The organism is Flavobacterium sp. 90 (genome assembly GCF_004339525.1).
GTDB lineage: Bacteria > Bacteroidota > Bacteroidia > Flavobacteriales > Flavobacteriaceae > Flavobacterium.
The window spans coordinates 3,819,605-3,835,176 of record NZ_SMGE01000001.1 but is presented as its reverse complement, the minus strand read 5'-3'; the positions used below and the strand labels follow the sequence as shown (position 1 = coordinate 3,835,176).

General features: G+C 32.0%; 9 protein-coding genes. 8 read left to right on the top strand and 1 reads right to left on the bottom strand.

The window, feature by feature from the left end:
* Window positions 1-117: 117 nt before the first annotated feature.
* Window positions 118-4,170: a hypothetical protein gene (locus tag C8C83_RS16145; protein WP_132011810.1), complete on the bottom strand. Its 4,053-nt coding sequence runs from the start codon at window positions 4,168-4,170 to the stop codon at window positions 118-120.
* Window positions 4,171-4,647: 477 nt separating this feature from the next.
* On the opposite strand from C8C83_RS16145, the gene C8C83_RS16140 reads away from it, so the two are divergent.
* The 8 genes from C8C83_RS16140 to C8C83_RS16105 all read left to right on the top strand — a co-directional run bounded on the left by C8C83_RS16140 (window position 4,648) and on the right by C8C83_RS16105 (window position 15,556).
* Window positions 4,648-5,265, top strand: coding sequence for a hypothetical protein (locus C8C83_RS16140; RefSeq protein ID WP_121329448.1), 618 nt, complete (start codon window positions 4,648-4,650; stop codon window positions 5,263-5,265).
* Between the two features lie 37 nt (window positions 5,266-5,302).
* Entirely contained in the window at window positions 5,303-6,571 is a 1,269-nt protein-coding gene (locus tag C8C83_RS16135) for a hypothetical protein (protein WP_132011809.1), read from the top strand.
* A 34-nt stretch (window positions 6,572-6,605) separates the two neighbouring features.
* Entirely contained in the window at window positions 6,606-6,797 is a 192-nt protein-coding gene (locus C8C83_RS16130; protein WP_121329446.1) for a hypothetical protein, read from the top strand.
* A gap of 237 nt (window positions 6,798-7,034) precedes the next feature.
* Window positions 7,035-9,620 (top strand): hypothetical protein, encoded by a 2,586-nt coding sequence (locus tag C8C83_RS16125; RefSeq protein WP_132011808.1) that lies wholly within the window; start codon window positions 7,035-7,037, stop codon window positions 9,618-9,620.
* Between the two features lie 378 nt (window positions 9,621-9,998).
* Window positions 9,999-11,711, top strand: a complete 1,713-nt coding sequence (locus C8C83_RS16120) for a leucine-rich repeat domain-containing protein (RefSeq protein ID WP_121329444.1) — start codon at window positions 9,999-10,001, stop codon at window positions 11,709-11,711.
* Between the two features lie 488 nt (window positions 11,712-12,199).
* The gene (locus tag C8C83_RS16115) at window positions 12,200-14,431 is read left to right on the top strand and encodes a pyocin knob domain-containing protein (RefSeq protein ID WP_121329443.1); all 2,232 of its coding nucleotides are present in this window, start codon (window positions 12,200-12,202) and stop codon (window positions 14,429-14,431) included.
* A 392-nt stretch (window positions 14,432-14,823) separates the two neighbouring features.
* Window positions 14,824-15,018, top strand: a complete 195-nt coding sequence (locus C8C83_RS16110; protein WP_121329441.1) for a hypothetical protein — start codon at window positions 14,824-14,826, stop codon at window positions 15,016-15,018.
* A gap of 67 nt (window positions 15,019-15,085) precedes the next feature.
* Window positions 15,086-15,556, top strand: coding sequence for a hypothetical protein (locus tag C8C83_RS16105; RefSeq protein ID WP_121329440.1), 471 nt, complete (start codon window positions 15,086-15,088; stop codon window positions 15,554-15,556).
* Window positions 15,557-15,572 lie beyond the last annotated feature (16 nt).

Below are 15,572 nucleotides of genomic sequence, written 5' to 3'. Positions count from 1 at the left end.
AATTTTCAAATCAGCCTAATTTATATTTAGTATATAAATTATTAAAAAACAAACAACACTCCGTTTTATTGATTAAAAAAATCAAAAAACGGAGTGTTATTTACTAATTATATGAACTTATTGTTTTATCTCGACATGTACAGCTTGTTCCTTACTATCATATTGTAATTTAGGATTGGGTCTCATGTTTGTAAAAGGATGAATAATTTTAGTCACTGCATCTATTTTAAGTAAGCTATATACAAAATCTCTTTTATTAGGTAATGAAAGACGAATATCTACAATATTAAAATTCTTATAAACTTCCTCAGATACACAATGTCTCGAAACTGTTTGTTTTAAATTGGTAAGCTCAATTATTTTTTCAGTCATTAATCTTATAGTCTCCTCTCTAGAATTTCCATTTTTTACAGAAGTATTATAGACATTAATTACTTTTTGACCAGGTAGTTTGTAAGTAATATGGTTACCTGTTGATTCGTTATGATACATAGCTGCTGCTTGTTGTAGCGGATTTCGTATTGTACTCGTTATGACAATCAATTCGTTTACTGAATCAATAGCTGCATTTTCTAAAATTCTTATAGTTGAGTTACTAATCTGATTAATTCTTTCTTGTGATAGATCAGAAGCAAAAGTAACGATCTTACTATGTATTCTTTTAGTCTCCTCTTTTTTCTTATCTGCAATACTAACCGCTGCAATATTATTACTTTTATTTCCTTCTTTGAAACTTTCATAATATTTTACTAAGAGTTCACTTTTTTGAATTCCGTTATTATTTTTATCCAAACCTGGATTTGCATCATAACTATCAGTTCCTTTTTTGTATAAAGTGTCGGTATTCTCTTTACCTACAAAACCAGGAGAAAATACTGCCACATAAATATCCTCTGGCACTTTAGGTAAGCGAGCAACACTTTTAAAATATTTCCTTACCTTTTCAAGCTGCTCTAATTCAGTCATTTTGGCGTAACTTAATTTTAGTGCATGCAACTTCTCAAACCCTTCTCCATTTTTAAATTCTTTCATGCTTACAAGTGCAGCTTGAGTAAACTGTATTAATCCAACTGCTCTTGAACCTCTTTCTCCAGTTTTTTTATTGTCGTTTTCAAAATCTTTTGCGGTCATTAGATCTCTCGAAATAAGCGACTTATATCCAGCCATTTGATTAGCAGCAAATGTTTTATTCGTTTCTCTATACATTACTGCCATAAGTCCATTGGCCATTTCTATTGTATTTTCAGGCCATAAATCTTCACAAATTTCTATTACTTTTTCTCTAAATTTTTGGTTAACTAAAGAACCCCATGTTAAATTAGCTGTTTTATTACCTTTACTCGTTACACCTACAACCATATTAATCATCTTATCTGTCAAATGTTTCGTAGAATATCCTTCAATACCAACATAGTACTTATTTACGGTTCCGTTTTTTGCCGCTTTAGCGGGCATTATAATAAAACTAACAGTAGCAACACCTTCTGAATTTACTTTTACCGCGTGTCTAAAAGCTGGATTTTCACTCACTTTATGAGCGGTTAGTACAATTTCTTTTCCAACCATATTTTGTGTTTTGGCAACTATGGTTACAGTGGTACCTTTCTTACTAAACGGAATTTTATCCTCCGGTTTTACACGATTACCGTCATACATGAAATAAGCATCGGTTATTTTTGCACTTGTCGTAACATTTAATAAAGTTTCTTTATAAGCGTTGGCATTTTCCTTAAATAAATAAGGCACATTTCCCTTTTGTATTCCTTCGAGTTCAAATCTAATTTTGGCAGTTTTTCCATTTTTAAGTCCAAAATGTTTCTGCAAATTCGCATCAAATTTTAAGGTTTTATTGATTTTACCATCACCATTGGTTGTAGTATCATTATAATAATTAACCTCCCTACTGTCGTTTAAATAGAATTTAATTCTTACCGGCTGATTAAAGTATCCTGGAATACTTGCTTTGATATGATTAATTTCTCCGGTAAAGCCAGATGTTTTCTTTTTGCTTCCGTCATTATAAGTCCAATAAGCTTCAGTTACTTCTGGATGTTTTACGAATATTTTTTTTATTGATGTTGATTTAGAACCTTGTTTAACATTACTATAAGCTTCAATTGTAAATTCACCTTCTACTTTAGGAATTGAAAAGGTAAAAGATTCTCCTTTAACCAAATATTGCTTTCCTGCCTCATTATTTTCTAATTGCAATGGCAAACGATCCGGTACGTATATTTTACCATTTTTATCATAAACCAGCCATTTTATATTTTGTTTTTCCTGTGGAGTAGCTGGCTCAATCATAAAGTTTTGAGCCTTAAATATGACCTTTTGATTTGTTATACTCCATAAATAAATATCCTTTTCAGCCTTATTATCTGTTATCTCAATGCTATTAATAAAGTTTTTGATTGTCTTAATACTGTATTTTTGATTCAAAGTATATTGATCTTTACTAACCACTTTAATACTGTATTCTCCAAAATTTGGCATAGCAAGCTTAACAATACCTGTAGAATCCAATTCTTGTTCGTCTGAAATTGTGGTTACTTTATCTGCGTTTGTATAAGCAATCTGATAATAAAGTTTTAGCGGATTTAATGTTTTTACTTCAGGATTTTTTAAGGTTACTTTAAATGACTGTTCTTCTGTAAAAGGTCTTATAAAATTGGTTTTAATTGTTGCCGGAGGTACAATTGTAATTTCCTGAGCGATTATTTCTACTTCTACAAAAGCCGCTAATTTTACAATTTCCTTTTTATTACTATTTGATCCCGGATTATTACCATAAGCTTCTACTTTATATTTTCCTGGTGTATCAAAATTATAACTAAAGGAAGTTCCTTCGTTTATAAAAATAATTCCTTTGTCATTTTTCTTTTGGCTATTATAAACAATCCAATTGATATCTTTCTTTTCAAACTTAATATCGTTTACAAGAACCTCATCAAGAATAAAATCCAAGCTTTCTCCAACGATAAATTTAGTGGCGTCAGTATTTTTAATTTTAACAGCTCCTTTATTTACACCACTTCCCGTAATCTCCTTGTTATTTATTTCTTTTAAGAAAACATAAACATTTTCTTTTCCAATTTCGGCATAAAGTCTGTCAGCACTTAAATTAGGATAGATTTTGGTTTTTGTGGTTATGGTAATCGTAGATGGAAATTTTTCAAGTCCTTCAACTTCTTTTAGCAATAAAAATAATTCGTTGTATCGTTCAAACAGATTTGCGATATTAATTGTATCATCCTTTAATTGTTTTTGAATTAGTTTCCAACGTACCGAACTGTCACTAGAAATTTTTCCTTTGAGTATATTAGCATCAATCGATTTGATCATTTTTTCGCGAACAATATCCCAATTAAAATTTTGAGCCGTTACAACCTGATTTGCTTGTTTTAATGAAGCATACATTTGTGTAAACAGCGTATGTTCTGGCTTACCATCAAAATCTTTTGCAGAAGTATTTATATTATTAAAAGCTTCGGAAATGTTGGTCCAATAGTCTTTTGCAACAGTATCATTGATAGCAGTAGCCTGATCTAATTTCTTTTTAATTTCTTCTTTAATAATTTCGATACTTGGTTCATCAATTCCAGCCTGAAGCATTTGAGGAACTGCCAGCGTTTGTTGCGCTGCCACATTTGCATAAGTCTGAGACATTATAGTGTTAGCATTATTCTGGGCTCCCTGAATCGGAGAAGTATTGTTGGCTGATTCGGCAGAACTCATTATTGGACCGCCAGTGGTATCAGCAACGCCTTCTCCGATTGAAGCGTTGGAAGTTGATGTTATTGTCTCACCAACTGAAGAAGTATTACCAACCAACTTTAATACGCCGTTGATGCCTTCTCCAGTTGAGACTATTTGATTTTCTTTTGTTCCCTCAGAAACCGAAGAAGTATTGCTCACCGATACTAGTTGCTTTTCATTTTTTCCAGCAGTAGTATTTGTAGCGCCTTCTCCGATTGAGGTACTAGAATTGTTTGCAATAGCATTTAGAGTTTTTTGCTCCTGCCATATTTGCTCTATATCTTTTTGCTGATTTATTTCTTTTGAAACTTTGGCTAACTCTTTTATGATAGCTTCTGTTAAGTGTTCTGAACTTTTTATATCAGCACTATTTTTTATTGAAAGATTGAAATTGTGAATTGCATTTTTACTCATCGCTATAGTGTTTTTTCCGGATGTAAAAGTACTATCAACATCTGTTATTTTGAAATTTCAAACCTCTAGAATTCAGTAGTTTCAGCAAGTTTACATTCTACTGAAACTACTGAAAACAGTGGGCTTTTTTCTCTTCATTTTGTATTCTTCTGACTTACTTTTACACCCTCAAATATCAAATAGAGGCATCTGTTTTTATACCATAACAACTTGCTAACTCGCCTCTGATTTTCTCAAAAAAGTAATCACAACATTTTATATTAATCATTTTAAAACAATAACCATTATGGATTATGTATTACCAAATGGCATTACTAAAATGCCAAAAATACCTGATAAGAATAATTTTCAATTTTTGCCAAATCAAACATTCAAAGAAAACATTCGCACTCTATAAAAACCAAAAATCCACTCATTATAGAGGTAACAACAAAAAAATCATTAAAACTTAATTACATAATTTAAAAAAGATAAAAAATGGCTATACAATCATTAAAAACTATTAGAAGCTGGTTTAGAACAGGTTTAAAACCTACACAATTGCAATTTTGGGACACTTGGGATTCCTTCAGACATAAAAGCGAAAAAATTCCAGCAAAAGATATTGAAGGAATTGATACATTATTTGGAGATAAAATTATTCCATCAGGACAGTTTCTAATTTTTAAAGTTGACCCAAATACAGCCGATGAATTAGAAATCGGTGATAGTGTCATTGGATATTGCGAAAATAATTTCCTGTGTGAAGCAACGTATTATGGCGGAGATACAAGTTTGATGAGCAGTTTTTCTAAAGCAAACAATAGTGTAGGAAGAATTATATCATTCAATCCTAATGATCAATATTACGGTGAACTTATTACTTATGAACTTAATGACGAAGTATTACTAAGATCATTAAGCTGTGGTGTATATAATGGAATTTATATTGTGTATAAGAGACCGGGAGAATCGGATTTTTCCAGAGGTTGGTTCAATGGTACATACCCAAAAACATCTATAACATGGCTTGATTTACCATCTGGTACTATTATTAAATTAATAGACACCATTGGTGGTTTGGATGATTCTGAAGAATTTATAATATCAAAATAAAAAAAACAGAATAAAACATCACAAAAAAATAATCAGTATGAAAAAAGTAATTATACTGTGCATGTTAATCATCGGGATGATGGCTGGCGCACAAAATCAAATCATAACAAAACCCTTACAACTGAGCACAGTTAACAAAGGCTTTGCTAATGATAGCGTACTTGTTTGGGGAAAAGATAAAACTGTAAAGTTTATACCTAAAAGTGTTCTAAGCGGCGGTTCTCAGAATTTACAAAATGTTCTAAGCAATGGAAATAACGCGACATCACCATTAATAATATCAAATTCTTTTACCGAATCTAAAATAAGTAATAATGAAATATCTGTTCGAAATGTAACAAACGGAAGTAAAGTTTACCTAAGAAATGGAGCAATTTCTTTTTACAATTCATCTAGAGGTAATTGTATTCAACTAAGTCCTTCTGACTCGCAAACACTTTACTCACAAACTTTTATCACTTTACCAAACCAAAATGGACAACTTGCCTTAAAATCTGATATGGGAGTCGCTTTAATAAGCGAAGGTAATGGTTATGGAATAGTGAGAACAGATCGAAATCCAGCATATTTTGGAAACATTGGTTCTGATGCTGTAGACTTAAGTAATAGTTATGGCGAAAGCGAAACAGTTGGTGCTACCGGAATGAGAGCTACGATTGGAGGAGGATATAATAATACTAACAATAATTCTCATGGTGTCATTTCCGGCGGACATAATAATATAATGTCTAGCGGCCACGATTCATTTATAGGTGGCGGAGACGCAAACTCTACAGGCGGAGCTGATTTTGCTGTAGTTGTTGGCGGATATAGAAATCAGGCAGGAAGTAAAGGCTCTGTTCTGGGAGGAGAAGATAATAGAGCATTAGGCGCAGGAAGCGGTATAATTGGCGGTTATGGCAACAGAGCAATTGGTGATTACTCATTTGCTTCAGGAGGGTACAATACTGCTTATTCTGTAGGTGAAACAGTAGTTGGAATTTATGCAACTGATTATACAGCCGCAAATTCGTATAGTTATTCCGCAACTGATAGAATTTTTAATGTTGGTAATGGCAAATGGTTATCTAGATCAGATGCGTTTACGATCTTAAAAAATGGACTGGCAACATTGCCTAGTGTCACAAATGCACTTATCAATGCAGAACCCACAGGAAAAGCCGTTCCCACAAAAGAATGGGTACAACAAAACAAAAAAATCACTGAAGTACCTATTTATTCAGATAATACAGCAGCTTTAGCAGGCGGTTTGACAGCAGGAAATCTTTATCGTACCTCAACAGGTGTATTAATGATTACGTATTAAAATACTTACTCTAATAAACTTAAACCTAATTTATATGTACAAAACAAAAATTGCTGTAATCGTTAGTCTTTTAATTGTCTTAACAGGCTTTATCGATACAAAATTCGATCTTTTGCAAGAAGCTGGTTTTTCATTGATAACCATCAACAGAATTAAATTGATTGGTTTGTTTTTATCGGCTGCATTACCAAGTATTACGCCTTTGTTTTTGAAAGAAGAAAAATAAAATCTGTATTTAAAAATAAAGTATTACGTCACTTTTAAACTGAGGCACTCAAGATTATTGGAGGCATAAATTTTCTGATAATCCTGGGTGTTTTTTACAAATGTATTAAGACAAACTTAGCTTCATTATTGTCATTAAAACAAGTTTATATTAATACTTAAACAATAAATTTTCCTCTAAGAAACTTCATGTAACAAAACAACTTAATTCAAAGAAAACGAACAAATGAAAGAAAACATGGAAAAACAACCTGACAAAACACGAGCATTAAGACCCACTCAAAATATCAATAAACCTTTAAAATTAAATACCGTTAATAAAGGTGAACCAACCGACAATGTTTTAGTTCATGGTGCTAATAATGAAATAAAATCTATTCCGTGGAGTGAATTTGGTAAAGATGAACAAATTCAAGATGCGACCTATTATCAAAAAGGAATCATTAGATTATCCGGAGATCTGGCGGGCACAGCAGATTATCCGATAGTACCGGCATTAGCAGAAAAACAAGATCGGTTAGTTTCAGGAATTAATATAAGTACAATTAACGGACAAACGTTACTAGGCTCAGGAGATGTAACAATTTCCGGAGGAACAACAGTTAGTGGTACTTCTAACTATTTACCTAAATTTAATGCCGAAGGAAATAATATTATTAATAGTAATGTTATATCAGATAACAATGAATTACTAATTCAAGGAGCTCCTGGAAAATCAGGACTTAGATTCTCAAACATGCTTTCTTCTGATAAGTTTGCAGAAACCAGAATAGATTTAAGTAAATACTTTTCGACCATCAGTGCTAAATGCGGAATTGATAAAAAAGGAAATGCTTATTTTCAAGACAATTCAACTATGCAAATTGTTAAGATTACCCCTGATAAAATAGTAACTGCTATTCCTTTTCAGGCAAAATCCTATATTAACACTTGGTGCGCAGATAATCTGGGAAATATTTACTTTACAGCTTTAGATTTCAATCTTTACAAGATTGATTCTAACGGAGTATTAACGTCTCCGGCTTACGACAAAACACTTCTTCCACAGGTTAGTAAGTTAGGTATAGATTCGGCTAATAATATATACGTAAGCCAAGCTTTGGGAAATTCGATATACAAACTTAATACAGCATTAGAAGCCAGTCTGTTTTTTACATTTCCAAAAACTTTTAATTACTATTTAAATAACAATATCTTATTTGACAGCTTTGATAATTTATATACTGATGTTGGATATAGCGATGCCTCTTTTTATAAGATAAGCCCTGAGGGTCAAGTTCTATATTCAGCATTTGGTTCAGGTGCAACTTATGGTATACCTTTCTTTTTTGTAGACAAGGATACTGTTTATACCGTTAATCAAGTACAGGCAGGTTTTTTAGATAATGATAGCTTTACTGTAAGCAAAGTTTCAAATACAGGTCAGATCACTAGATTGGGCGTAATTGCCGGTAACGGTAAACGCATGAATTCAGTAGAACTATTCGAAGGTAATATTTATTACGCCAGATTTGATGGATCAGATTTTATTAAATTTGATACGACTTTGGGAACTTCTAGTGTCATACTTAATTTTCCTCAAGCTGGTATAGTGTTCTCATTAAATCCAAAGGGAGTATTTAATATTCTTTATGGTTCAGGATCTGCTACTATACTTGAAAAGCAAAACAGAGGTAACAGAACCACAAATACCGGAGAAATTGTACTGGATGACTTCTATAAATCCGATAGATTGATTTTAGACACACCATTGCAAGTTAATAGTAACATAAATTTGAATTTACTGAAAAATTCCTCAAATTACTTGTATACTAAAACTGCCGAATGGAATATAGGAACTATTAAAAATATTGTTGAAGATTCTCAAGGAAACATTTATGCACTGGTAGATAATGATATATACAAAATAAACTACAAAGGCGAATCTTCTTTACTAGCCACCGCAGGTATAGCGCCATTAGTACTGGTTGTATCTAATGATATTTTATATACGGCAAATTCGGGAGACGGTTCTGTGTCTAAAATTACACTTAATGGTACCGTAACTACTCTCTCTACCGGAGTTCCAAATTGCAGAAACATCGTGTTTGATTCTTTGGGAAATTTAATCCTGCTAGCTAATTCATATCCTCAAACAGCGGGAACAATTTATAAAATTACACCAGCAGGGGTTAAATCTACAATTAAAGCAATAGGAAATCATCATCCGTATTTAGCAATTGATTCTTCTGATAATATTTACACTACTCAATTTGGAAGTAATCCCATATTTAAAACAACAATGGCAGGGGTATCAAGTAGAATAGGAACAGGTACAGGTCGTGTGTATCAGGGTCCTATTGATTCCTATGTTCGTTTCGTAAGTACTTTTGGAGCAACAGCTTATAAAACAGATCCTACAGGAATTACCACTTCAGAAGCCCTCAACATAAGTTATAACATAAGTCCAACCTATTCTAATGGAAATATCTATTCATTTGCAGGAAATGTATTTAGGCAAGCAAATGTAGCAACAGGCGCATACAAAGGTTTACTTAATGCATCTGGAAATATGTTGACTCAATTGGTTAGTACAAAGGGGAATATTTGGATAGCTGTTGGCACATACTTGCAAAAATATGAAAAGCCATATAGCAAATTATTAACTACAACTGAGACCGGAAATATAATTCAACTGGAGGAAGAAATTTCTCAAAAATGGATTAAGAATAATAAAATAATTGAGAATGTTCCAGTTTTTGAAGATAATACTTCTGCTAAAACCGTACTTCCAATTAATCATTTATATAGAACATCAACAGGAGTTATAATGATTACATTTTAATTCAATATTCGCAATAAATGCAAAAAAAAAAACAGAAGTAAATTTTAGTTTCTTTTTTTAGTATAATTTAATACAAAGCCACCATAAGAAGATCAAAAAACTTGTAATGGTGGCTTTGTTATTTTATAAATTTCATCATTATTAATAGTTTCAACAAACGGCAAATTAAAAAGCCTAACCAAATATATCCCAAAGCTTTAAACAACAAAAAAAGCTACTGAAACTACTGAAAACACAACTCCAACTTTTCGTTTTTCAGGCTCCCCTTCCCTATTTTTACACTCTCAAATCACAGTACATTCTGTACAAAAGCGATGCTAAAAAAACGCTGGTTTCTCAAAATCTACAATTTAATTTCGTAATCAATTTCAATATAATATGGCAATACAAACATTAAAAACAATAAAAAACTGGTTCAGAACTGGTTTAAAACCAACACAAGCTCAATTTTGGGATACTTGGGATTCTTTTCGACATAAAAACGAAAAAATTCCGGTAAAGGATGTTGAAGGTATTGATGAATTACTTAATTCAAAGACAGACAAATCTGATTTTAAAACAATCAATGGAGAATCGATATTAGGTTCCGGAGATATTATATTCGGAAATGGAAATGCCGTTCAATCTGTCAAAGGAATTAATGTAGATAACTCAGACCCACAAAATCCAATTATTAGAGCAAATGGAGAGATAAAAGGTGAATTTATAAATAGTAAAGAAGCAATGTTAGCCGGGCTAGTAGAAGGAGATTTATATAATATTCCTATAAATCCAGATACAAATAATGCAATAGTTTGTGTAGTAAAGAAATTACAAGGATCTATCTTAAGATTAATATTTGACGATATTAATGCAACTTGTACAGAAAAAGGAATTACTAATAAATTAAATATAGAGGATTGGAATACTTATTTTATATCACAAAGCTCATCAGTTTTTGATTCTGTAATAATTTCTGGTAATACTGCAACTTTTACAGGTAGAGGCGGTATGCAATTAATATTTCTATATAATATGGGAATAAATGAATTAGAAATTCTAAATGGATTTGAATATTGCCAATATATGTATTTAACTGGAAATAATATTTCTAAAATGCCAGATATAAGTACTTTATCTAGTTTAAATGGTTTTGCATTAAATAGAAACAATTTAACAGATTTTGTTAATGATATTTCTCTTCCTGATAGTTTGCGTTCTTTAAGTTTGGATTATAATAGAATAGTTAATTTTGATCCTACTGGATTGAATGATGGTTTAGAAGCAATATTTTTAAATAATAATTCTATAGAAATATTTAATCCTTCCATCAAATTACCCAGCAATTTAAAATCAATACATTTATATAATAATAATATAGAAGTTTTTGACCCAAATATCCCACTACCAGATGGGTTAACCAGCTTATGGCTTAATGTTAATAAGATCAGTGTTTTTGATCCAAGTATTGCGTTACCATCGTCATTGGAAGAATTGCAAATTGCTTCTAATTTATTAACAAATTTTAATCCGTCAATACCAATGCCTTCTAATTTATTAAAATTAGAATTAAGTCACAATCAAATAACCAAGTTTGCCCCAGTTAATCCAATAACATCTTTAAAATCATTATTCCTTATTAATAATAAGTTTAAAGAAATAACTCCTGCTATATCTCTCAATGAAGGATTAGAATATTTATTTATGGGAGCTAATCAAATAAAAGATATAAGTACTTTTAATATACCAACACGTTTAAATACTCTGGAAATTAATCAAAATCTTTTAACTGCATTTAATCCTGTACTACCTCCTACTATCGAAACTTTAATACTTGCTGGTAATCCAATTGGTAACTTTAATCCATCCTCTGATTTAAATAATTTAAAATATCTTTACTTAGGCAATACAGCTGCTGATAAGTTTAATCCATCCTCAACATTAAATTCTTTAACTTTATTAGAATTAAGTGGAAACGCAATTGATTTTGACTGGTCATTAATAGATTGGATCGCTAATGTACCAAATGCAGGACGACTTTATCATAATGGGGCAGCAACAGGCACACCAACAGCTACGGCATTATTAGCTAAATCTTGGAATTTATATTAGTATTTAGGTTAATTCTAAAAGTGTTTAATAGTATCCTTTAAATGAATTCCCATATAAAATGCAAGTATTTGTTGTTGTATGTTGTTAATATCATGAATTAAAGAAAAAACCGTTTTTCTATTATTAAAATTAACACCTAAAATCACAGAAAATGCAAGTCTATGATGATTTTTAGGTTTGTTTTTTATCAAAAATATTTAAGAATAAAAAATAGCGTTTTGTTGTAAATACGATATTTAATTCCCTCATAAAAACTGTATTCACAAACCTGGACAGACAGCAAAAAAGCACCATAAAACAAATAGTCAAACGTTGTTCTTTTTTCTACTGAAACTACTGAAAGCAAGCCGCTTCTTTTTCGTTTTTCGGGCTCCTATTCCCTATTTTTACACTCTCAAATCACAGTACATTCTGTACAAAAGCGATGCTAAAAAAACGCTGGTTTCTCAAAATCTACAATTTAATTTCGTAATCAATTTCAATATAATATGGCAACAAGTATTAATACCATTTTGGGCTGGTTTAAAACTGGCAACAAACCAACTCAAACACAATTTTGGAATTCCTGGCAAAGCTTTTGGCATAAAGATGAGGCAATACCACAAAGCAGTATAACCAATCTGAAAAGTACACTGGATTCTAAAACAGATGAATCGCAATTCGAAAGTCATAAAATTGACACAGCAGCACATACTACTTTATTTGCTGCCAAAGAAGATAAAACTCAAAAAGGTATTTCTAATGGATATGCTCCTTTAAACAGTTTTACAAAATTGGCAAGTCAATATTTAGATATAATAAATGACTTGGTTTCCGGTGGTTCTACTTCGCTTTTAAGTGCGGAACAAGGTGTAATTCTGCAAAACCAAATTAACAATATAAATACGTTGTTGGCTTCAGATAATAGTAACTTAAATACTATTCAGGAAATTGTTGATGCTATTGAAACCATTCAAACTTCATTAAATTCTATTTTGATAAATGACCTGACAACCGGCGGAACAACCAAAGCTTTGACTGCCGAAATGGGAAAACTATTGCAGAATACCAAAGTAGATAAATCTACAGGAAAAAGTTTGCTTGCAGACACAGAAATTAATCGTCTTGCAACAATCGTAAATTATGTACATCCTGCAAATCATCCGCCAGGTATTATTGCTCAGGACACAAATAATAGATTTGTAACAGATGTTGAGAAAGCAACTTGGAATGCTAAACAAAATTCACTTGGATTTACTCCTGAAAATGCCAGCAATAAAAATGTAGCAAACGGATATGCCGGACTTGGTGTTGACGGAAAACTGATCTCTTCACAGATTCCTTCAATAACCATAAATGACACTTTTGTAGTTGCTTCAGAAACTGAAATGCTGGCTCTAGCTGTAGAAACCGGAGACCTGGCAGTAAGATCTGATTTAAATAAATCTTTTATCTTAAAAGGTAAAAATCCAACATTATTATCAGATTGGCAGGAATTGCTTACACCAACTAGTGATGTAACAACCGTTTTTGGCCGTAAAGGTGCAATTACAGCCCAAACTGGAGATTATGCAGCTGACCAAATCACCGAAACAGCAACAAAAAAATTCCAATCTGCAAATCAACAAACATTTAATGATGTAACTTCCAGCATTCAAACACAATTAGATTCAAAAGTATCAAATGCAACTCATACAGGTGATGCAACTGGTTCAACTGTTTTGACTGTAAAAGGAATTAATGGAACTTTACTTTCAGGATTAGCAACCGGTATTTTGAAAAACACAACTAATACCGGTGTTCCAGTAATTGCAACGGCGAGTGATTTTCCAATATTAAATCAAAATACTACAGGTACAGCAAATAATGCGACAAATCTTGGTGGGCAATCCTCTACATATTATGCTCCAATTAATTCACCAACATTTCAAGGAATCCCAACAGGTCCAACACCATCATTAGGAACAAACACCAATCAATTAGCCACTGCAGCTTTTGTTGCACTTACAGATTTTGAAAATGTAAAGAAATCCGGAAATCAAACCATAAACGGTAATAAAGGTTTTGAGGGGAATGTAACATTTAACACGGGAGCCCTCTATTTAAAGCAGCCTTCTGGTACAGCATACAATATGTTAATGACAATACCGGATGGAATAATAATTACCCATAATTCTAATGGCGACTTTAGAACAGATGTAACCTCAAAAGGGATAAAATTTGGTCGAGCAGCTGTTCAAGCGGAATTAAATACAGATAATCTAACAACTTCAAGAACTTTTCTAATACCAGATAAAGCAGGAACAATAGCATTAAAAGGAGATTTTTTAACAACTCCCGTAGGAGACACTGTAAAACCTGCATTGGTAATTCCAAATGGAAATTTAACTACCATTCCACAAGATGGAGCAATAGAACGTGATTGGTACGGAATATTGTGGGAAACTCATGGCGGAGTAAGAGAAAAAATAAGCGTTCCCGATGTTCCTTATAAAAGTATTACGAATTTAAATACTCTATTTACAAGTTACAGACGAAGTTCTGTTAATACTTGTCAGGTAAATTCTCAAAGTGAATTTGCCCCTGATACTGCTCCTTCATGGGGAATGTTAACTAGCTGCAAAACAGATGATGCTGGCGATTATGGAACTCAAACCTATATTTCAATGGGGTCAATACCTAATACTTATGTTCGAAATTGCAACAACGGAACATGGTCAGCATGGGTGAAATTAAATTAAGCTACTAATTAGAAAAATTAAGTTCCAAAGCAATAGCCCTTTTACGTCAAAGTCGATTGAAAAGTACAATAGCTTTTCTCGATTTTGGCGTATTTTTTTGACACGGAAAATTTGGCTTTAACAATCCTGTAAAAGATTAACGAATCGATATTAAAACCTATAAATCAACGAATTAAAAGACATTTATTTTCTACTGAAACTACTGAAAACACAACTCCAATTTTTCGTTTTTCAGACACTTCTGCCGTATTTTTACATACTCTAATTCCAACTATTAGTTTGCCCAAAAGGCACAAAAAAACTCCTGCTTTCAAAACATTTCTGAAAGTGGACACCTCAACTATACACATAATTCTAATCATCATATTAACAATTAAAACAATAAGCGAATCATGGATTATACACCAAAAGATTTAGGAGAAACACCTAAAACACCAGACATGAGTAATTTCAAAAATCCTTTAGCGCAAGCATCAGAAGGAAGCATTTTTATAGAAAGCTTTAACATCGCGCCATTAAGCGTATCTGAAAAAAGCGAAAGTCTGACTGAAGCTATTAAAAAAGAAAGTAGAGATTCAAATATTTAATATTCTGAAATTATAAAGTTTAATTCTGTACCAAAACAAAAAGACTAAATCTCTAAAAAACAAAAAAATGCCAGACGAAACAGCCATACAAAACCTAAAAGAAAAATACGGAAGTGTATTAAAACTTACCTCAGCCGACGAATTAACAACTACTTATTGTAAAAAACCTTCGTTCGATACCTTCTTAAACTACCAAAATATATACAAAGATAATCCGCATGAAGCGATCTTGTTTTTATTTAAAGAATGTATCCTTGATCAGGAAAATTATGATGATGAATTCATGCTTTCTGCAGGAAATTCAATTGTTGCGATGATAAAAAAAGACAGCGAATTTACGATAGATGCAACTCCGCAAAAAGACGAATTCAAAAAATCGGCTGCACTTATCAGACAGGCTTTTCAGGTAGATCCGTATCAATTACCTATGAATGAGTTTTACAAACTTCTTGAAGAAGCTCTTTGGTTACAAAAACACAACGATAAAAGAATGGAAAATACTCTCATGACCGCATTTGCACAAACATTTTCAAATTAAAAAACAAAAAAATAAA